Annotated in this window: 15 protein-coding genes; 8 read left to right on the top strand and 7 right to left on the bottom strand. The window is 62.2% G+C overall.

Annotated features, from left to right (window positions below):
- Window positions 1-7 precede the first annotated feature (7 nt).
- The 4 genes from J2Y68_RS17395 to paaZ all read left to right on the top strand — a co-directional run bounded on the left by J2Y68_RS17395 (window position 8) and on the right by paaZ (window position 8023).
- Window positions 8-991 carry a glycosyltransferase family 2 protein gene (locus J2Y68_RS17395; protein ID WP_309995167.1) on the top strand — a complete coding sequence of 328 codons (984 nt, stop codon included), beginning with the start codon at window positions 8-10 and terminating at the stop codon, window positions 989-991.
- 192 nt (window positions 992-1183) lie between these two features.
- Window positions 1184-3379: an S-layer homology domain-containing protein gene (locus J2Y68_RS17390; protein WP_309995163.1), complete on the top strand. Its 2196-nt coding sequence runs from the start codon at window positions 1184-1186 to the stop codon at window positions 3377-3379.
- 225 nt (window positions 3380-3604) lie between these two features.
- Entirely contained in the window at window positions 3605-5725 is a 2121-nt protein-coding gene (locus J2Y68_RS17385; protein ID WP_309995160.1) for an S-layer homology domain-containing protein, read from the top strand.
- Window positions 5726-5923: 198 nt separating this feature from the next.
- Entirely contained in the window at window positions 5924-8023 is a 2100-nt protein-coding gene (gene paaZ, locus J2Y68_RS17380; protein WP_309995158.1) for a phenylacetic acid degradation bifunctional protein PaaZ, read from the top strand.
- A 503-nt stretch (window positions 8024-8526) separates the two neighbouring features.
- Here the strand turns inward: paaZ and J2Y68_RS17375 are convergent.
- Genes J2Y68_RS17375 through J2Y68_RS17365 form a run of 3 tightly spaced genes read right to left on the bottom strand, consistent with a single transcriptional unit; the run spans window position 8527 to window position 10974 of the window.
- Window positions 8527-9129, bottom strand: coding sequence for a TetR/AcrR family transcriptional regulator (locus J2Y68_RS17375; protein WP_309995156.1), 603 nt, complete (start codon window positions 9127-9129; stop codon window positions 8527-8529).
- A gap of 24 nt (window positions 9130-9153) precedes the next feature.
- The gene (gene paaK, locus J2Y68_RS17370; protein ID WP_309995154.1) at window positions 9154-10503 is read right to left on the bottom strand and encodes a phenylacetate--CoA ligase PaaK; all 1350 of its coding nucleotides are present in this window, start codon (window positions 10501-10503) and stop codon (window positions 9154-9156) included.
- Window positions 10504-10509: 6 nt separating this feature from the next.
- Complete coding sequence (locus J2Y68_RS17365; protein WP_211711915.1) at window positions 10510-10974, bottom strand: hotdog fold thioesterase; 465 nt, start codon at window positions 10972-10974, stop codon at window positions 10510-10512.
- A gap of 108 nt (window positions 10975-11082) precedes the next feature.
- Between J2Y68_RS17365 and J2Y68_RS17360 the strand changes: the two genes are divergently transcribed.
- The gene (locus J2Y68_RS17360) at window positions 11083-11694 is read left to right on the top strand and encodes a GNAT family N-acetyltransferase (protein ID WP_309995152.1); all 612 of its coding nucleotides are present in this window, start codon (window positions 11083-11085) and stop codon (window positions 11692-11694) included.
- Here J2Y68_RS17360 and J2Y68_RS17355 read toward each other — a convergent pair.
- A complete protein-coding gene (locus J2Y68_RS17355; protein ID WP_309995150.1) occupies window positions 11691-13247 on the bottom strand; it encodes a putative bifunctional diguanylate cyclase/phosphodiesterase in 1557 nt (518 codons plus the stop codon). The genes J2Y68_RS17360 and J2Y68_RS17355 overlap by 4 nt on opposite strands.
- A 2-nt stretch (window positions 13248-13249) precedes the next feature.
- Window positions 13250-14302, bottom strand: a complete 1053-nt coding sequence (locus J2Y68_RS17350) for a hypothetical protein (protein ID WP_309995148.1) — start codon at window positions 14300-14302, stop codon at window positions 13250-13252.
- A gap of 107 nt (window positions 14303-14409) precedes the next feature.
- Between J2Y68_RS17350 and J2Y68_RS17345 the strand changes: the two genes are divergently transcribed.
- Window positions 14410-14580, top strand: coding sequence for a hypothetical protein (locus J2Y68_RS17345; RefSeq protein WP_211711919.1), 171 nt, complete (start codon window positions 14410-14412; stop codon window positions 14578-14580).
- 150 nt (window positions 14581-14730) lie between these two features.
- Here the strand turns inward: J2Y68_RS17345 and J2Y68_RS17340 are convergent, their stop codons facing one another.
- Window positions 14731-16371, bottom strand: a complete 1641-nt coding sequence (locus J2Y68_RS17340) for an ATP-binding protein (RefSeq protein ID WP_309995146.1) — start codon at window positions 16369-16371, stop codon at window positions 14731-14733.
- A 217-nt stretch (window positions 16372-16588) separates the two neighbouring features.
- Between J2Y68_RS17340 and J2Y68_RS17335 the strand changes: the two genes are divergently transcribed.
- Together J2Y68_RS17335 and J2Y68_RS17330 are read left to right on the top strand one after the other, a co-directional pair.
- Window positions 16589-16972 (top strand): DUF7793 family protein, encoded by a 384-nt coding sequence (locus J2Y68_RS17335; protein ID WP_309995143.1) that lies wholly within the window; start codon window positions 16589-16591, stop codon window positions 16970-16972.
- Between the two features lie 19 nt (window positions 16973-16991).
- Window positions 16992-17801 carry a class I SAM-dependent methyltransferase gene (locus J2Y68_RS17330; protein ID WP_309995141.1) on the top strand — a complete coding sequence of 270 codons (810 nt, stop codon included), beginning with the start codon at window positions 16992-16994 and terminating at the stop codon, window positions 17799-17801.
- A gap of 4 nt (window positions 17802-17805) precedes the next feature.
- On the opposite strand, the gene J2Y68_RS17325 is transcribed toward J2Y68_RS17330, so the two are convergent.
- Window positions 17806-20040: a S9 family peptidase gene (locus tag J2Y68_RS17325; protein ID WP_309995139.1), complete on the bottom strand. Its 2235-nt coding sequence runs from the start codon at window positions 20038-20040 to the stop codon at window positions 17806-17808.
- Between the last annotated feature and the right edge of the window lie 146 nt (window positions 20041-20186).

Here is a 20186-nt window from a genome sequence, read left to right as displayed (position 1 = left end):
GATCCGAATGACTACCGGCGCCCGCGTCACCATCGTGACGCGAACCAAGAATCGACCCACCTTCCTGGCACGCGCTTTGGACGACGTCTTTGGCCAGACGTTCCAGGACTTCGAGCTGGTCATAGTCAACGACGGCGGCGACCCTGCGGATGTCGATCGCCTCACCTCCCAGCGGCCCGAAGCCGAGCGGGAACGCATCACCACGCTCCACCATTCCGAATCTGTAGGCATGGAGGCCGCCTCCAACGCAGGCATCAAAGCCAGCACAGGCGACTTCATCGTGATCCACGACGACGATGACTTTTGGGCACCGAACTTCCTGGAGAGCACCGTGGCTTACCTGGACGATCCTGCGCATGGAGCCGAGAGCGGCGTCATGGTCCGCACGGAGATCGTCATCGAGGAGGTCATAGCCGACCGGATTGAGCCGATCCGCCGCGAGATCTTCTGGGCCGACATGCAGCAGATTACCCTTGCCGACATGTTGAAGATCAACAGGGCTGTTCCCATTTCCTTCCTGTACCGGCGCAGCCTCCACGATGCCGTGGGCTACTACAACGAGGACCTCCCAGTGGTGGGCGACTGGGAGTTCCACCTGCGCGTCCTCAGCCACTCACGCGTTGGATTCCTCGACGGCGAACCCCTCGCGTTCTGGTCGCAGCGGCCCGAATCAGAGGGGCATGACGGCAACAGCATCTTCGCCAAGGCCGCCGAGCACGCCCGCTACGATGCCCTGGTCCGCGATGAACACCTCCGTGAGGGCGTCGCGCAGGGAGGGCTCGGTGGCATGTTGTACCTGACGCAGGTCCTGGCCGAGCAGGAGGAACTCATCCACGCACAGCAGCGCCGCCTGGACGAGGCCGCTGCCAAGCTTGACCGTGTGCTGGAGCGACTGGACGCACTTAACGAGACGATCATTGTCCGAACCAGCGTGGGGGAGTTCCTCAAGAAGCCACTCCTGCTGGCGAAGAAGCTCGGTGGTCGGGGCTAGATCCTCTCTCACGTCCCGGCCGTTTGGGGCCGACGCTCTCTCACGTCCCGGCCGTTTGGGGCCGACGCTCGGTCACGTTCCGGTGTCATATTTGCCCCCACTATCGACCCTTCCAGCGCAACTCCTTATGATCAGCGAAGGGCCGCTAAACGTAGCGGCCCTTCGCACGCTCAAAAGAATATTGGGGGACCCTTGAAGGGTAAATCGCGCGGCCGTTTTCGGCTCGCTCTGACACTATTGGCGGCTCTGTTCCTTGGAGCCCTTCCTGCCGGACTCGCTTCCCCGGCAGTTGCCGCAGCCACGGGAAGTATCTCGGGGACGGTCACGGTACCGGTTGGGACGGATGTGACCAAAATCATGGTCGCCACATTGGCCGGGCCCACCCAAAAGAACGTGTGGGCCGATGCTGAGGGGAAGTTCCTGCTCCCCGCGCTGGAGGCAGGCCAATACAACCTGCAATTTGTAGACACCGCGAACCCGATGCAGTTGCTTCCGACCTTCTATGGGAACCGGGACAGAGACCAGTCGACTGTCGTTACCGTGACCGCGGGTTCTGCTGTCACCGGCATAAGCCAGGCCATGAGCATCGGAGGAACGATAGCAGGGAAGGTGTCCGTCCCCGCCGGCGTAAACCCCGCGGGCGTCACCGTCGTAGCTGGGGGGCCCAGCGGAACCAATTCAAGTGCCGTCAACAACGACGGAACATATGTGGTGAGGGGCCTGGGCGCAGGCGGTCACAAGGTCTACTTTGTCCACTATGGGCAGCCGTCACCTGTACTAAGCACTTACTACCCGGGTGCTTCACTCGACGGGGCCACCTTGGTTCCGGTCACCGAGGGTGCCGGTGTGACCGGCATCAACCAAGTAATGCAGCCAGCAGCCATGATTTCGGGGCAAGTCTCCGTTCCGGTGGGAAGTTCCTATGACGGACAGGTAACGGTCGAAGCTGGCCCTGACTTCACCAAGAACAACTTTGTCAGCACAGCATTCATCGGTGCGGACGGAAGATTTACCGTTGGCGGGCTTCCGGCTGGAAAGTACAAGCTCCATTTCCGGACCAACAACCAGAAATGGGCAAACATGTGGCACGGTGCGGTCGCCGTTGCTGACAAGTCTCCCTGGGTGTCGGTCGCGGCTGGGGAACAACTCACCGGCGTTACGGATTCCGCTGTCGCTGCTGCGAGCGTCTCAGGTTCCGTTTCTGGTCAACCAGCTCCGGGACCGACCATGAGCGGTCCGGGCATGAGCATCACCGCAATCATGCAGGACGGCACCGTGGCGGCGTCGACGGTCATGGAGACTTCCCAGACCACCTACGCCATTCGGAATCTGTTGCCGGGTTCATACAGAATCCAGTTCAACCGCGACCCTGACTTCGTCTCCTCATACGAGGCTCAGTCGTATAAGGATCTTCCTGAGTCCAGCGGAACTGCGGGCGCCACATTGGTGACTGCGCAGGCCGGACAAGCCGTATCAAACATCAACGCGACGGTACGTACGGGCGGAACATTCACAGGTAAGGTACTGGACTCCAAAGGCCGTCCATTGGCAAACGCGCGGATCAACGTTTACACCAAGGATGGCTCGTTAATCACTCGTTTTGACTACTCGATGGCTGATGGGACGTTCAAGGTTACGGGTCTGACGACGGGTCTGTATTTTGTCTCTGCTGAGGAGGGCGCGGAGTCCGGCCCGATCTTCTCGGGCAACGTCCTCAATGAAGCCAACGCTCGCTCCATCTCCGCTGCAGTCGGACAGAACACGGACATCGGCACCCTGAGCTACGCCACTGCCACGGCCGGAAAGCAGGGTTTTGATGACGTTCCGTTGGGGGCGCAGTTCCAGGATGAGATCCAGTGGTTGGCGGATAAGGGTATCTCCACGGGGTGGGAGGCGAATGGGTCGCGGACGTATCAGCCGTTGTCTCCGGTGAATCGTGATGCGATGGCTGCGTTCATGTACCGGTTGGCTGGTAAGCCTGCTTTCACGGCTCCTGTGGTGACTCCGTTCAAGGATCTGCCTGTTGGTACGCAGTTCTATAAGGAGATCACTTGGCTTGCGGATAAGGGCATTTCCACGGGGTGGGAAGAGGCTGACAAGTCGAAGACGTACCGGCCTTTGCAGCCGGTGAACCGCGATGCGATGGCCGCGTTCATGTACCGGCTGGCGGGGGAGCCGGCGTTCACGGCGCCGAAGGTTTCACCGTTTGTTGATGTTCCGGTGGGTGCGCAGTTCTACAAGGAGATCACCTGGCTCGCGGCTCAGGGCATCTCCACGGGCTGGGCTGAGGCGGGAAACACTAAGTCGTTCCGTCCGTTGCAGCCGGTGAACCGTGACGCGATGGCCGCGTTCATGTTCCGCTACAACACCAAATTCGGCTCAATCTAGTCGCCTAACTCGACTTATCAACCAGAAGGGGTTGGTTCCGGATCACTGGAACCAACCCCTTCTTTGTCTGCACCCTTTTCGTCGCATTGCTGCGTTTCCGAACACCTCCGTACATGCACTAAGATCGCGTCGGGCCGCCGTTTGGGCGGCCCTTTCGCACGCATGGAACATGGGGGACCCGTGAGGGGTTTTTCGCGCGGCCGCTTTCGCGTCGCTCTCGCAGTAATGACAGCACTCTTCTTGGGCGCGTTGCCGTTTGGAATCGCATCCCCGGCCATCGCAGCACCCACAGGGAGTATTTCAGGCAAGGTTACGGTCCCCAGCGGTGTGGACGCGACCACGATCTCTGTTCTGGTCTGGTCCAATTCCATGTCGAAGGAAGCTAAGCCGAATGCCAGCGGGCAGTTCTCCCTACCCGATCTCGAACCCGGACAATACGTGGTCTACTTCCGAGAGAGTTCCGAACCTCGCTACGTGCTCGCCACCTACTACGGCGGGTACACCCCAGCCGAGGCGACCCGTGTCGAGGTAGCTGCTGGAACCGCCGTCTCCGGGATCAATCAAACACTTTCCCCTGGCGGAAGAATCAAGGGCAAAGTCACTGCTCCTGAAGGCACCGAATGGGGAGATGTCGTCGTCACGGCTTCGGACGGAGACCACACTGCATGGCAGATGATCAGGAGTGAGGACAAGTCTTTCGATCTCGGGCCGCTGATGCCCGGCGCGTACATCGTTTCGTTTTCCTCCCACGAGGGAAGATCTCCATTCCTCAAGACCAGTTATCCCGGCGTTTCCGACCCCGCCCAAGCGACAAAGATCAGGGTTACCGATGGGTCTGTAGTCACGGGCATCGATCAGGTCTTGAAGAAGTCCGCAGTCATTTCGGGCTCCATTTCGGGAGGAACCTTCTACGGGTCCGTAGTAGCCCGACCCGCCAACGACTTGACGAAGGTGACAATCCAAACCGCCGTCAAGGCAGGGGCTTACACGATCGGTGGACTCGAAGCAGGGGCGTACAAGCTCGAGTTCCAATCAGATAATTACGACCTCGTCTCCATGTGGCATGGCAGCGTGCCAACTTCGGCTTCATCGCCCAGTATTACGGTGGCCGCAGCCCAGACTGTCAGTGGCATTGCGGACGCTCCCGTTAGGGCCGCCGTCATCTCTGGCTCCTTTCCTACCCTGGACGCCGGCAACAGCGTGCAGGTCCTGGCTGTGGATGGTTCCGTGATAAAACATGCCCAGTACTACTCGGGCAAGGAATATACGGTCAGCGGCCTCTTTCCAGGGGCATACAAGGTCCAGTTCAACCGGGAGGACTACGACACCTATCGAACGGCTCAAGAAGGGCAGTTCTATAACAATGTGCCTGAAAGCTCCGGGGTAGGAAGCGCCACGACTATCACCTTGGCGCCGGGGCAGTCAGCTTCGAACATCAATGCGAGCAACCGTGTGGGTGGAACCCTGACGGGCAAGGTAGTGGGATCCAACGGTTCACCGCTGAGCGAGGTACCCATTCGCATTTACTCCAAGAACGCCGTGCTCACTGCCCGCCACGCAAGGACCGCTGGGGATGGCACGTTCAAGGTCACGGGTCTGAGCACGGGTTTGTACTTTGTGTCGGCTGACGCTGAGGGCCAGTCCGGTCCGATCTTCTCCGGAAATGTTCTGGCTGAGGCCAATGCCCGGTCCGTTGCTACTGCGGTGGGTCAGAACACGGACCTTGGGACGTTGAGCTACGCCACTGCCACGGCCGGAAAGCAGGGTTTCGACGACGTCCCGTTGGGCGCGCAGTTCCAGGATGAGATCCAGTGGTTGGCGGATAAGGGTATCTCCACGGGGTGGCAGGCAGGCGATGGCTCCAGGACGTACCAGCCGCTGACTCCGGTGAATCGCGACGCGATGGCTGCCTTCATGTACCGGTTGTCGGGGAAACCTGACTTCACGGCGCCAACTGCGTCCCCGTTCAAGGATCTGCCAACGGGTGCCCAGTTCTTCAAGGAGATCACTTGGCTTGCGGATAAGGGCATTTCCACGGGGTGGGAAGAGGCTGACAAGTCGAAGACGTACCGGCCTTTGCAGCCGGTGAACCGCGATGCGATGGCCGCGTTCATGTACCGGCTGGCGGGGGAGCCGGCGTTCACGGCGCCGAAGGTTTCACCGTTTGTTGATGTTCCGGTGGGTGCGCAGTTCTACAAGGAGATCACCTGGCTCGCGGCTCAGGGGATTTCCACGGGCTGGGCTGAGGCGGGAAACACTAAGTCGTTCCGTCCGTTGCAGCCGGTGAATCGTGACGCGATGGCCGCGTTCATGTTCCGCTACAACACCAAATTCGGCGCCAACTAGCCCCGGCGTCCAAACAAACCAAACGAAGGGTCGGCTCCCCACGCAGGGGCCGGCCCTTCGGCGTCCTCGTAAATTACTGCTGTACTCCTCCGGGCATTCATGTACCCTGTATATATTACCGAACGGCCGGTCAGTAATGTTGGCGCCAGTCAGCAATGACCGTGCCGCTTTCATGTGCCTTGGAAGGACCCGTCGACGATGACCACTACAGCAGTCGCCCCGGAAACCACAGCCGTTGCCACCGTCCCCAGCTACGTCCAGGATGCCTGGTGGACGCCGGCGCCCGATGCGAAGAAAGTCCCGGTCCGCGATGCCAGCACTGGAGAAGTGCTGGCTAACGTGAGCACCGATGGGCTGGACCTTGCCGCCGTCGTACATCACGGCCGAACCACGGGCCAAACGGAACTCGGAAAGCTGACGTTCCACCAGCGGGCCCTCAAGCTCAAAGAGCTTGCAATGTACCTCAATGGGCGCCGCGAGGAACTGTACACGTCATCGTCCCAGTCCGGTGCCACCAAGATCGACAACATGATCGACATCGACGGCGGCATTGGTGTGCTCTTCACCTTCGGCTCAAAGGGCCGGAGGGAACTGCCCAACTCGCAGGTGATCGTGGACGGTCCCATGGAGACGCTCTCCAAGGACGGATCGTTCGTCGCGGAGCACATCTACACCCGCATTCCCGGTGTTGCTGTGCAGATCAACGCCTTCAACTTCCCGGTCTGGGGCATGCTGGAGAAGTTCGCGCCGTCGTTCCTGGCCGGTGTGCCCACCATCGTCAAGCCAGCAACCCCCACCGGATATGTGGCGGAGGCTGCGGTGCGGGCCATCATTGAATCCGGCATCCTGCCGGCCGGCGCTCTCCAGCTGATCTCGGGTTCGGCCCGCACGCTCCTGGACGAGCTGGATTATCGCGACCTCGTCTCTTTCACGGGTTCTGCGTCCACGGCCAAGTCGCTCAAGTCCCACCCGAACGTCGTTCAGGGCGGCGTCCGTTTCACCTCCGAAACCGACTCGCTCAACGCCGCCATCCTCGGCCCTGATGCCGTGCCCGGAACTCCGGAATTCGACGCCTTCATCAAGGCCGTCGTTACCGAGATGACGGTCAAGGCCGGTCAGAAGTGCACCGCGATCCGTCGCGTCATCGTTCCGCAGGCCTTGACCGCTGAGGTCGCCGCCGCCGTCGGTGCCCGCATCACCGAGCGCGTTGTGCTCGGTGACCCGCGCGCCGAGGGCGTCACCATGGGCGCCTTGGCGTCGCTTGATCAGCTCGCCGACGTCCGCGCGGCCGTGCAGTCAATGCTCGACGCCGGTGGGGAGCTCGCGTACGGATCTCTCGATTCGCCTTCGGTCACCTCGGTTGGGGGCGCTGTGGGAGTTGTAGAAGACGGCGCGTTCATGTCTCCCGTACTGCTGAGCTGGGCCGATGCGGAAGCTGAGGAAGTGCACTCGCTTGAAGCCTTCGGGCCGGTGTCCTCCGTGATCGGCTACTCGGACCTGCCCGATGCGATCCGTTTGGCTGCCCGAGGATCCGGATCCCTTGTGGCATCGGTGTGCACCAACGATCCCGCCGTGGCGCAGGAACTGGTCCTCGGCATTGCGGCCCACCACGGGCGTGTACACATGCTCAACCGCGAGGACGCCCGCTCGTCCACCGGCCACGGATCCCCGGTTCCTCACCTTGTCCACGGTGGTCCGGGTCGTGCCGGGGGCGGGGAGGAGCTGGGCGGTATCCGTTCCGTTCTGCACCACATGCAGCGCACAGCCATCCAGGGTTCGCCCAACATGCTGACGGCCGTCACAGGTGTTTGGCACACGGGAGCTGAGCGCAACTTCACTGTGGAAACTGAAGGAGAGCACCCGTTCCGGAAGTCGTTGGCGTCCCTCCGAATCGGAGATGCTGTGCGCTCGGAGCTCCGTGAGGTCAAGCTGGAGGACATCACCGCCTTCGCGAACTCCACTGGCGACACCTTCTACGCCCACACCAACCAGGAAGCCGCCGAAGCCAACCCGTTCTTCCCGGGCATCGTGGCACACGGCTACCTGCTCCTCAGCTGGGCTGCAGGGCTGTTCGTTGAGCCCGCGCCGGGCCCCGTCCTGGCTAACTACGGGCTGGAGAACCTGCGCTTCATCACCCCTGTTGCCGCCGGTGATTCGATCCGCGTGACCCTCACCGCCAAGAAGATCACCCCTCGCGAGACCGACGAATACGGCGAGGTGGCCTGGGACGCCGTCCTGACTAACCAGAACGACGAAATCGTGGCCACCTACGACGTCCTCACCCTCGTGGAGAAGTAACCCTCTCTCACGTAAGCGCCTTTTGGGTGGGATCCTCTCTCACGTAAGCGCCTTCCCACAGACTGTGGGAAGGCGCTTCGTCGTGGGTTGAAGACAGCCAGGGAGAAATGCTCGACGGCGGTACCAGGCACTCCATCGATGCCAATGACATGGAAGTCGGTGGGGGCGAGGATCCCAACCTCGAGCACATGCATTTCGTTCTCGACGATGTCCAGTTCAATCGCCGCAGCGGCAATCTTCGCCCTAACAGGGGAACTCCATCTGCTTTTCGCGAGCTGGCTTACCAAAAATCAGCTGTTGACCCATTCTGCGGTCAGCTAGTGAGCGCGCGTGGGCCGAGGATGCCCGCAGTTGCGCCGGCGCGTCCATAAGAGCGAAGTGTAGATATAGCGGTACGTGAGGGAGCGTCGGCTGGAAGGGGCCGGTATGTGAGGGAGCGTCGGCTGGAAGGGGCCGGGATGTGAGGGAGCGTCGGCTGGAAGGGGGCGGGTTGTGAGTGAGGGTCAGGAGGTCGTGTGGAGGCCGTCGAAAGCCATGGTGATGACGTCGTCCGCGAGCTTCTCCGGCGACAGCGAGCCCCCGGGCTTGTACCACTCCACGATCGAGTTGATGGTGCCGAACAGCAGGCGTGTGACGGTGCGGGGATCGATGTCCTGGCGCAGGGAGCCGTCCTCGCGGGCTGCGGAGATCAGGGCAGCCACCTTGTGGTCGAATGCACGCCGGCGTTCCAGCGCGTCCCGTTCGATCTCCGTGTTTCCACGCAAGCGCAGCAGCAGGGTGACGAACGGCAGCCGCTCCACCAGCACGGCTATGGTCTGCCGGAGAACGAATTCAAGACGTGCGTCGGCCGGCCCGGAGGTCGCGGAAGGTTCCTCCAGTATGGCCTCCAGGCCGCCCAACGCGTGGTCCAGGGCGAGCTTCAGCAGATCGCCCTTGGACGGCACGTGATGGTAGATGGCGGACTTCGAAATCCCCAGGTTTTCAGCCAGGATGCCCATGGACGTTGCGTCGTAGCCGTGGCGGTTGAAGACGTCGACGGCGATGCGGAGCACCGACTGCTGGTCGTAGCCGGGCCGTCCGCGTTTGGTGCTGGTCTCAGTAGGCATGCTGGCATTTTCTCACGAAGCGGATCAGCCCTTGGGACGCAGGTCGTAGATGCGGCGCAGCTTGCCGTTGGAGCGCTCCAGCGAACCGGGCTCCACAACGTCCACTACGCAAGATGACCCGACGTGAATCTTGATCTGCTCACGCAAGGTGTGTGCCGCCGTCGTGCCGGCCTCTGACGGGACGTTCTCACGGCGCTCAATCTTCACCGTCAGCGAGTCCATGCGCTTGCCTTCAGGTCGGGTGATCTCGAGTTGGAAGTGAGGGCTGAGCTCAGGGATGCGCAGGGCGATTTCTTCGATCTGTGACGGGAAGAGGTTCACGCCGCGGAGGATGATCATGTCGTCGCTGCGGCCGGTGATGCGTCCCATGCGGCGGTGTGCGGGCCGGGCGGTGCCGGGGAGCAGCCGGGTGAGGTCCTTGGTGCGGTAGCGGATGATCGGCAGCGCTTCCTTGGTCAAGGATGTGAAGACAAGTTCGCCGGGTTCGCCGTCGGCCAGGACCGTGGAGTGGTCGAACGGGTCGATGATTTCGGGACGGAAGTGGTCCTCCCAGATGTGGCAGCCATCCTGCGTTTCAACCGCTTCGCCGGCGACGCCCGGGCCCATGACCTCGGAGAGCCCGTAAATGTCCGAGGCTTTGATGTTCATGGTGACTTCGAGTTCGTGGCGCATTTCTTCGGTCCACGGTTCGGCACCGAGCACGGCGTATTTCAGCGAGGTGGAGGTGGGGTCGATGCCCTGGTGTGCCATGGCGTCGGCGATGGTGAGCAAGTATGTGGGGGTGGCCAGGATCGCGTCTGGCTTGAAGTCCTGGATGAGCTGGATCTGGCGTTCCGTCTGGCCTCCGGACATGGGAATGACGGTGCAGCCAAGTGCTTCAGCGCCTGCGTGTGCACCCAGGCCGCCGGTGAACAGGCCGTAGCCGTAGGCGTTGTGGACCTTCATGCCGGGGCGGACCCCGGATGCGCGGAATGACCGTGCCACCAATGTTGCCCAGTTGGCGAGGTCGTTCTTGGTGTAGCCAACAACTGTGGGGCGCCCGGTGGTGCCGGAGCTGGCGTGGATTCGCGCGATTTGGTCCTGGGGGACCGCGAACATCCCGAAGGGGTATTCCAGGCGAAGGTCTTCCTTGGTGGTGTACGGGAACTTGCCGAGGTCGCTCAACTCGCGGAGGTCCGAGGGGTGTACCCCGGCTTCGTCGAACTTGCGCTTGTACAGGGGCACGCGGTCGTAGGCGTAGGCCACAGTGTGCTGGAGTCGGGTCAGTTGAAGGGCCTCGAGCTCGTCGCGGGAAATGGTCTCTTCACGGTCCAGCACGGGGGCAGTTTCCTTCAACGAGGAAGCTTCGGGTGCGGCCACGGTGTTTTGCGTCATGGGTTCCTACTTCTTGGAGATGGTGCGGCTGCGGCCACGGAACTCAGCGATGAGTTCGCCGGGCTCGGCGTCAGGGGAGGGGGCGGGGGCCGGGTCGGCCGCGTAGATCTGGATGTCGTACAGGCCGCTTCTGCCGGTACTCGCGCGGCGGTTTGCGACGGCGGTGATTACCTGGCCTTGGAAGGCCGGCTTGATGAAGTTGATGTCGACGCCGGACGCCACCGTGATGTTGGCGGCTTCCTCGGGCGTGGGGTTGGCCGGGTTGCAGGCCAGTGCGAAGGCTGTGTCGGCGAAGGCGAAGATCATTCCGCCGTGGGCCATGCCGAAGCCGTTGAGCATCTCCTGACGGAGGTGCATCCGGATGGTGGCGTGGCCGTCGTCGATCTTGAGCACCTGGATGCCCATCCACTCGGACGCGTAGTCGTTCGTCAGGATGTGGTGCGATGCACCGGAGAGGGTTGTTTCAACCATGCGTCATTGCCTCCAGCTTTATTTACCGAATGTTCATTAGGTAATCCCAGATCGCGCCAAGTGTCAAGACTGGACCACTATTCACCCGCGACTAGTAGCCTCATGTTCATGCCCGACATTGAGCTCCCCATAGTCACCGACCGACTCATCCTCCGACGCTTCGAAGCTGAAGACCTTGAGCGTTTCCACGGATACCAGTCCCTCCCTGAAACCGCACGCTTTCTCTTCCGCAGCGAGTTGACCAAGACACGGGCCATGGAGGTCCTGGGACGGTATGCGAATTTCGAGTTCAAGCAGGAAGGCGACTGGGTTTGCCTGGCCATTGAACGCAAGGACCAGCCCGGGCTGATGGGCGAGATAGTGCTGAAATGGCTTGAGGGGACGGGGCAAGGTGAGCTGGGCTGGATCCTGCATCCGGAGGCCCGCGGCCAGGGAATCGCTACGGAAGCCGCCCAAGCCGTCATGGAACTGGCTTTTGGGACGTTGTCCTTCCATCGCCTCGACGCCAAGCTCGATGCGCTCAACGCCGGTTCCGCGGGTATCTGCAAACGCCTGGGTATGCGGCTCGAAGCAACCCTTGTGGACAACTGGCACTACAAGGGACAGTGGGCCACCGAGAACATCTATGCCATCCTGGACACCGAGTGGCGGGCCCGGAGTGGGCAGGCCACCAGCGGTCAGACGGCAGCGGGCGGTGAGTCGCCGACGTCGGGCATTTAGTCCTCGGTGACTGGCCACGTCTTGTGGTGCTTCAGCTGCTCCGTTAGCTGCTCCCCGGGCAACGGCCGGCTGAAGTAGTAACCCTGGCCGCTGGTGCAGCCGATGCCCAGGAGGTACTGGGCTTGCTCGGCAGTCTCGATTCCTTCCCACACGGCATTCAGGCCACAGGCCCGGATAAGCTGCAGGACGGCGGCGAGCAGTGCCGGTTGTGAGGGGTCGCTGCCCAGGGCGGATAGCAGGGTCCGGTCCACTTTGACGGTATCGACGGGCAGCCGACGCAGGTAGCTGATGGAGGAGTAGCCCGTACCGAAGTCGTCGATCTCCAGTCCCACGCCCAGGCGGCGCAGGCTGTTGAGCGTGTAGCGGTCCAGGTCGTTACCAAGGATGACGGCGCTTTCGGTCAGTTCCAGCACCAGCAGCGATGGGTCCAGGTCCGCGGACGCCAACGCTTCCCTGACATCCTCGATGAACTCAAGCCGCTGCAGGTCGGCGGCCGAAACGTTGATGCGCATGCTGAAGTTGTGGCCCGCCGTCAGGGGGTCGCTGCGCCATTGCCTTAACTGCTCGACGGCGGTGCGGAGCACCCAACCGCCCAAATCGGAGATCATGCCCGTTTCCTCGGCAATCGGGATGAACTCGTCCGGCATGACCAACCCGCGGGTGGGGTGGTTCCAGCGGACCAAAGCCTCCACACCCTCTATTTCACGGGTGTCCAAACGGATGATCGGCTGGTAGTAGAGCACCAGTTGCGAACCGGCGATGGCCTCTTTGAGTTCGCCCACCAGCTGGTTCCGCATTTGCCGCGCAAGAAGCATGGCCGGTTCAAACACCTTGAGCTTGCCCCGTCCGTCCGCCTTGGACTCGTACATGGCGATGTCCGCTTCCATCATCAGCTCTTCGGCGCCGTGGCCGGGGTCAGCCATCCGCAGGCCCATGCTGGCCCCGCAACGCAGATGCTGGCCCTCGATCTCCATGACGCCCACCACGGACGCAAGGATGCGATTGCCAATTGAAGCCGCTTCGGCAGGCGTTACGTCCGGGATCATGACGGCGAATTCGTCGCCGCCCATGCGCGCAACCATGTCCTGTTCACGGACTGCTCCGCTGATCCGTGCGGCAACGGTTTCAAGGACCTTGTCCCCGATGGTGTGGCCCAAGGTGTCATTGATCGACTTGAACCCGTCCATGTCCAGCAGCAGGATGGCGGGCCGCTTGTTGCCCTTCTGCCCGGTCGCCTGGGCCTCGGCCAGTGCGTTGGCGAACGCGGAACGGTTATTCAAGCCTGTCAAGGGATCGGTCATGGCCATGTGGCGCATCGCCAGGTGTGCCTCGTTGAGCTGTTGCGTCCTGGCGTTGACCCGCTGCTCCAGTTCCTCGTAGATGATCTGGAGGTCTTCGGCCAGGAGGTTGGTACCCATGATCACGGCATCGATCTCATCGCGTGCGTCGGAGACTTCGATCCTGGTGTTCAGGTCGCCAGCTGCCAACCGTACGATGCCGTCCAGCAGCAATCCCAAACGGGGATCCTCGTTGGAGACATTTCCTTCGGACATGCTCACCCCCCGTACGGCTGGCCTCGTCGCTCATCGTCATGCCGCAGGTGTTCGCGGACTGCGACGCTTCGTTCAGGCAATGCGGCCTGTTCGAACAGTGTCGCTGCTTCGTCAAAATTCGCAAGCGCTTCATCTCGACGCCCCAATTCGAGCAGCGTCCGCGCGAGGAGGAAGTGGGCTTCCGCGGAGGTTTGGGTGGCCAAAATGGAGGACCGCGCGCAAAGCGGTTCAAGGATGGCCGCAGCCTGCTGCATATCTCCGCTGAGGAAATGCCAATGGGCCCGGACCAAGGACATTTCCAAGTGGTCCCTTTCGGAGCCACCCACAATGTCCGTGGCGAGCTCGGCCCTTTCAATGCAGCGGAGGGTAGCGGCGTCGCTGAGTTTGGCCTGAAGGCGCATTTCGGCGGAGGCCCTGTTGAAGCGGGCCCAGAGATCAACGTCCTTTGAAGGCGACAGCAGCTCTGCCGCCATGTCGTGATAGCGCCCTCCGTCGTTGACGCGGTCTGCAAGGAATGCAACGTTGCCAATCACCCAGTAGCCCTTACCCGCGGTGTCCTCGTCCACATCGTCCGTCAGCAGGGTCTCCAAGGCCAGGCACTCCCGCCAGGCGTAATCGAGCAGGCGGCTTTCTGCCAGGGCGGCGATCAGGGCGCGTTGGGCGAGGATCTGGACGTAGAGCAGGTCGGCGTCCCGGGCCGCAAGCTTCGCTGCGTCTGCCGCCATGGTCGCCGCCTCCGCCAACCGGCCCAGCCCTTGGAGGGCAACGGCAACCATGGTCCCGGCCTTCGCGCCAAGCTCTGCTGAGGTGGCTGTGAGGGCGTGATCGTTGAGTTCGGAAGCCAAGGCAAGGAATTCCTCGATCCGACCCTGGTCACGGAGGCACTCAGCCTGCAGGTAGCGCATGTTCCACCATGCTTCTTCGTCGCCGGCCAGCGTAGCCAACGCGGCGGCGTCACTTGCCAAACGGGCGGCTTCGTCGAAGTCCCGCTCCTTCCATTTGGCTCGTGCCGAAAGCCCGGCTACTACGTGGGCGGCGAGCTGCGGACTTTGCATATGCCCATTATCCATGTCATTAGAGACGAAAAGCTCGTATAGTTTGCCCCGTGACTTTATTCAAGTCACACACAACAAATTCGCATCAGTACGAAAGGGCATAGCGGATGAAAAAATTTGCGGCAACCCTGCTCATGGCGGCGGTTCTGGCAGTAACGGGATTCGCTGCTCCAGCCAATGCCGACTCTTCGCAGGACAGCTCGGCCATTGGTTGGTGGCCTAACAGCGTCACCACAACCAAGACGAACACCACCAGCATCGGTTGGTGGCCAAACTAAACATTGGGGGAGCGCCTCTCGAGGCCATATGACATAAATTGATGCCCTGGGCCGCTGCCCGGGGCATCAGTTTTGTTTCGCCGCATGTCGAGCATTAGTGACGGCGGGACAAATCCCTGGAGGCCCCGCATGACAGCGATGTCATACGGCTTACGGACCTCCCACCGGCAGCTCCACGGACACGGTCGTTCCGGAGCCCAGCGTGGAATCCAGCAGGAGCCGGCCCATGTGTCGGCTGATGATGTCGTGGGCAATGGCCAGCCCCAGGCCGCTGCCGGGGACTGCGGCGGAGGTGGCATTGGAGGCCCGGTAGAAGCGCGTGAAGATGTGGGGGAGGTCGTGCTCAGGGATGCCCAGGCCGTTGTCGGCGATCCGCACAGTGGCCGCCCGCGCGCCGTTATCGGAGGCCGACACCGAACTGGTGATGCCTACCTGGCCGCCCTCGGGGGTGAACTTGATGGCGTTGGCCACGATGTTCGTGAAGACCTGCTCCAACTTTGCTTCGTCGGCCGTAATTTCGATGTCCTCGCTCGCCTCCGTGAAGGAAACGGAAACGTGCCGGGACTCGGCCAGGGGCCGCAGCGTTGCCACAACTACCTGGAGCAGCTTGGCGATGTCCACAGGCTTGAGGTCCAGGTTGCTGCCGTCCTGCATGGACACAGTGAGCATGTCCTCGATGAGCCGGCGGAGGCGATCCGAGTTCCGGCCAATGACGTCCAGCATCTTGGAAATGCCTTCAGGTACCGGGCCGCCCGAACCGTCCTGGATCATGTCGAGGTACGCAGTGATGGAGGTCAAGGGAGTACGCAGCTCATGGTTCACGGTGGCCAGAAAGTCGGTTTTGGCCTTGTCCAGTTGCCGGAGTTGGTGCAGCACCCGCTGCTGGGCGCTAATGAGATGGCCTTGGATGAGGCCGTGTGCCACGTTCCCGGCCACGTGCTGCATCAGCGCGATCTCGGGACGGGTCCAGTCGTGCTCGTCCTGCACTGTGGACAGCAGGATGATGCCCATGGCAGTTGCGCCTTCGCCGACCGGCAGCAGCACGGTGGAGACGGGGTGCAGCTCGCAGGACCATTCCCGCAAGGCCTTGGCGATCGGTGATTCGGGATCTTTCCTGTGGTCCGACACCGCAAGGACGTCCGCCTCGGCCCACAGCCTGTTGGCTGTTTCGGTGATGGCGTCTTCACTGTCCCCCAGCCTCGCGGGAAGGGGTGGCACGCCCTGACGGTTCCATTGGGCGCGGATGTTGGGGACGCGTTCGTCCCGGAACGTCGCAAACCAGACGTGGTCCACGCCCAGGGCCTCGCCGAAACCACGCACCACATGGTCGGCGATCAGCTGCGGCTCGTTGGTTTCCCGGATCGCCGAGGACACATTCCGGAGGCTTTCGCGGAGGGCTTCTATCTCGCCCCGGGAACGGTCGCGCTCCATTGACCGGCCGATCAGGGTCCTGACGCGGTGTACCAGTTCCCCTGCCCGCACCGGACCCAGGACGTAGTCCGCCATCCGCCAGGACTCGACGTCGGCGAAGTCCACGGATTCTTCGGCGTCCAGGAGCAACAGCACCGGAATCCCCGCATTGCGCAGGCCGCGTGCCAAACTGCTGCCAGCCACGATCACGGAAGGGCTGTGGTGCTGGAGCTGGAGGGCCAGAGCTGCATTATCCGAAGCCGTAAAAACGTCGAACCCGGCTGAGGTGAGCGCAGCTTGGGCAGCGGCCAAACGGTCCCCATCCGAATCCGCCACAAGGGCGGACGGAGAATGCTGTACATCGGCAACGGTCTCGCCCACGGAGCCCCTTCCGTTCCAACGTTCCATTCACGGTATTTCCGGATTTGGCAACACCTTATCAGCGGCATTGAGGCTCGCGGGTTCCCCGCGTGAAATGGTCCTGTTGAGTCGTGGAACACACCCTTTACATTGGCCGCGGGATTCGTCAGCCTTGAGGAAGCCGAACCGGGTGACGACGTCAGCCCCGACACAGGCACCGAAACGCATGAGGAGCACTTTGGATCAGCACGCAACACCGCAAGACAACCAGCAGGTGTCGTTCGAACTTGAACTCGAAGAGCAGGGAATCCTCCGCCTGACGTGGCCGCGCGGTGCCAGGATCCAGGAATCGGATGCCCAACGGGCCATGGACAGGGTCAATGAACTGTGCGGCGAAGACCGGCACCCCATGATTGTTGACATGGCGACGACGGACGACGTCACCCGTGGCGCCAGATCAGTGTTCGCCAAGCCCTGCCAAGCCAATCGAATCGCCCTGTGGGGTGCGTCGCCGGTTGACAGGGTGATTGCAAATTTCTTTCTTGGAATCATGAAGCCTCCGTGCCCCACCAAGTTCTTCACTTCCGAAACAGAAGCCCTGGAGTGGCTGGTGGAGGCATAACGCCACCTATATTTGGAGAATGTTCTCCGCCCTCAGGAAGTACCTGCTGATTCCACGCCTCATCAGGCTCTCCTCCGGCGCACCCAAGGACCCGCTAACGGCGTGGGACCGGTACTGGGGCGACGTCCGCTCGACAGGTGCCGCTGGTGACGTCCTGTGGGATTCGGGCAGCGACCACGAACTCAACGGTTACCTGCCCAAGGTGACGCAGCTGGACCCGAATCTTCCCGTAGTGGACGTCGGGTGTGGCAACGGCAGCTTCACCCGCCTTCTTGCACGGCACTTCCCTCTCGCTGTGGGACTTGATTACTCGGCGAATGCAGTTGACCGGGCCCGGCAGGAATCAACGGACATCACGACGGCGTCATTCGCAGTCTGCGATATGACCGCACCGGAGGCTGCGGCTACTGTGGCGGCGGCACTGGCCGAGGCAGGCTGGACGGGCGACGCCAACGTGTTCATCCGCGGTGTCCTGCACGTACTGGACAGCGACGGCCGTGCCGCACTGGCAGCGAACCTGCTGCCCGTCGTCGGGGCCCGGGGCGGGGTTTTCCTGGCAGAGACAAATTTTCCGGGCACTCCGGTGGACTACGTGAGCCACCTCGGAGCTACGAGGAAATCCATCCCCGGACCGCTCGAGTGGGCGATTCGTGGGCTGCCGATGCCCGGCCGCTTCGGTGCCAAGCAACGCGCAAAGGCATTCCCGACGGCGGACTGGAACCTGGTGGAGGAAGGCTCAGCAAGCATCGAGACGCGCCCGCTCAGCAACCCTTCCGCCCCTGATGTGATCCCGGGGTACTTCGCACTGCTGCGGGCCCGCCAACGATGAACTCCTACTTGGGGCCAGCTCCGGGGAGAAGCTCCGTAGCACCCACGGAATCCGCGACGAACGCGTAATCCCATGCCCGCTCGCGCCATTGCACGTACCGGCCCGATGCGCCGCCGTGGCCGCCATCCATCTCGATCTTCATGACGATTGGCTGGGTCCCGGTGGAAACGGAACGCAGCGCCTGCACCCATTTTGCGGGTTCGACGTAGAGCACCCGGGTGTCGTTGAAGGACGTCACTGCAGCGATCTTAGGGTAGGCCACAGCCGCAACATTCTCGTAGGGAGTGTAGGACTTCATGTAGGCGTAGGCCTCGGGGTCCGTGATCGGGTTGCCCCATTCCTCCCACTCCAAGGCGGACAGCGGAAGCTCCGGGTCAAGGATGGTGGTCAGGGCGTCCACGAAAGGCACCTGTGCCACCACCGCGGCATACTTTTCGGGGGCCATATTCGCCACGGCGCCCATGAGAAGGCCGCCGGCCGAGCCGCCCATGGCCGCTACGCGTGACGGGTCAACCCAGCCTGATCCGGCGAGCCAGTCAGTCGCGGCGATGAAGTCGGTAAAGGTGTTCTTCTTGCTGAGCTTCTTGCCGTCCTCGTACCAGTGGCGTCCCAGCTCGCCGCCGCCCCGGATGTGGGCGATCACCATGACGATCCCGCGATCCAACAATGACAAGCGGGCCACGCCGAAGCCCGGATCCATGCTCATCTCATAGGATCCGTAGCCGTACACCAGGCCCGCCGCGGTGCCGTCCTGCTGAACCGAAGCGTGACGCAGCACCGAGAGCGGGACCCGGGTGCCGTCGTCGGCCGTTGCCCATTCGCGGGTGGCGACGTAGTCGGTGGAACTGTAGCCACCAAGGACCGGGCTTTCCTTGCGGAGCAGTAACTGGCCTGCGGGCAACTCGGCGGTGGGCAGGACGAAGTCGTATACGCGCGACGGCGTGAAGTAGGAGGTGTAGCCCATGCGAATCACGGGAGCTTCATAGTCAGAGCCGGAAACGCCCGCTGTGTACAGTTCCTCATCGAATGCTGGCTCCACCGGGGTGCCTTGCGACGCAGTACCAAGCCCGGCAAGCGGCAGCACCTGCACCCGTTCGATGGTGTCCTTGCGAATGGAGAGCACAAGGTGCGTGGACGTTACGCCCGCGCCGTTGACGCGCACCTGGTCGGAATGCCCGACGACGGTCCGCCAGTCCTGCTGTTCGAGCGGCTTGTCGAGTTCGGCGGGGTCAACCAGGCTCACCATGGAGTTGATGGCGTCCTTGTTATGGGTCAGGAGGAGGGTCTCGCGGCCATCGAGCAAGAACGGCTCGGCCTCGTAAAGAATACGTTCGTCGCGGGAAATGACGGTGCTGAGGCCGGCTTCGTAGTCATCGAAGCGGAGCAACCGCGTTTCGCTGAACTCGGAGCAGCCGATGCTGAGCACCAGGTGACGCCGGTCGGAGGCGAGGTCGAAACCTAGCCACATGGCGACGTCGTCCTCCTGGTACAGCACCTCATCCTCGGCTACCGGAGTGCCCAGGACATGGGCTTTCACTTGGTACGGACGCCAGGCGTCATCTACGACTGTGTAGAAGAGGCGGGTGCCATCAGGGGAGAAAGCCACACCGTAGAAGATGTTCTCGATGACGTCCGGGAGGAGCTCACCGGTGCGGAGATCCTTGATCCGGAGGGTAAAGCGTTCATCTCCGGCGTTGTCCACTGCATACGCATAGAGGTTTCCGTCCAGGGTGACCGCAGCACCACCAACGCTGAAGAACGGCTTTCCCTCAGCTTCGACGTTGCCATCGAGGAGGATTTCCTCGCCCGGGAGCTCGACGCCTGCCTCCACCGAAGGGGGAGTCCAGTCCGCCACTGGGTCGCCTGAATTTTCTGCCTGGATACGGCACTGGATGCTGTATTCCTTGCCCTCCACCGACCGGCTGTAGTACCACCAGCCGTCCTTCCGGTTGGGCACGGACAGGTCGGTCTCCTGCGTGCGGCCCTTGATCTCCTGGAACATGGCTTCGCGCAATGGCTCCTGGTGCGCGGTGACAGCTTCCTGGTAGGCATTCTCGGCCTTGAGGTGTTCCACCACCTCCGCGGATTCCTTATCCCTCAGCCACTCATAGTTGTCCACAAAAACATCGCCGTGGTGTTCGCGGCGCGTGGGCACCCGCTTGGCGACAGGTGGCCCAACATGTGACTCCGGGGCAGTAGTTTCCGGGGCGGCCGAAGGAACGGAAGATGAGTGGCTCATGTGGCAACTCTATAGACGGGCACAGACAACCAACCAGCAATTTCGCTCAGAGCGCCGGGAAGCGCCCACGGCCACGGCAGCAGTCCACGACTTGGACCACAAACCAGGATTGGCGTCATGAGTTGCCGGGTTCCGCCACTCCATAT

This window comes from Paenarthrobacter nitroguajacolicus (assembly GCF_031455195.1).
In the GTDB taxonomy this organism is placed as follows: domain Bacteria; phylum Actinomycetota; class Actinomycetes; order Actinomycetales; family Micrococcaceae; genus Arthrobacter; species Arthrobacter nitroguajacolicus_D.
This window is presented reverse-complemented; position numbering and strand designations above follow the sequence as displayed.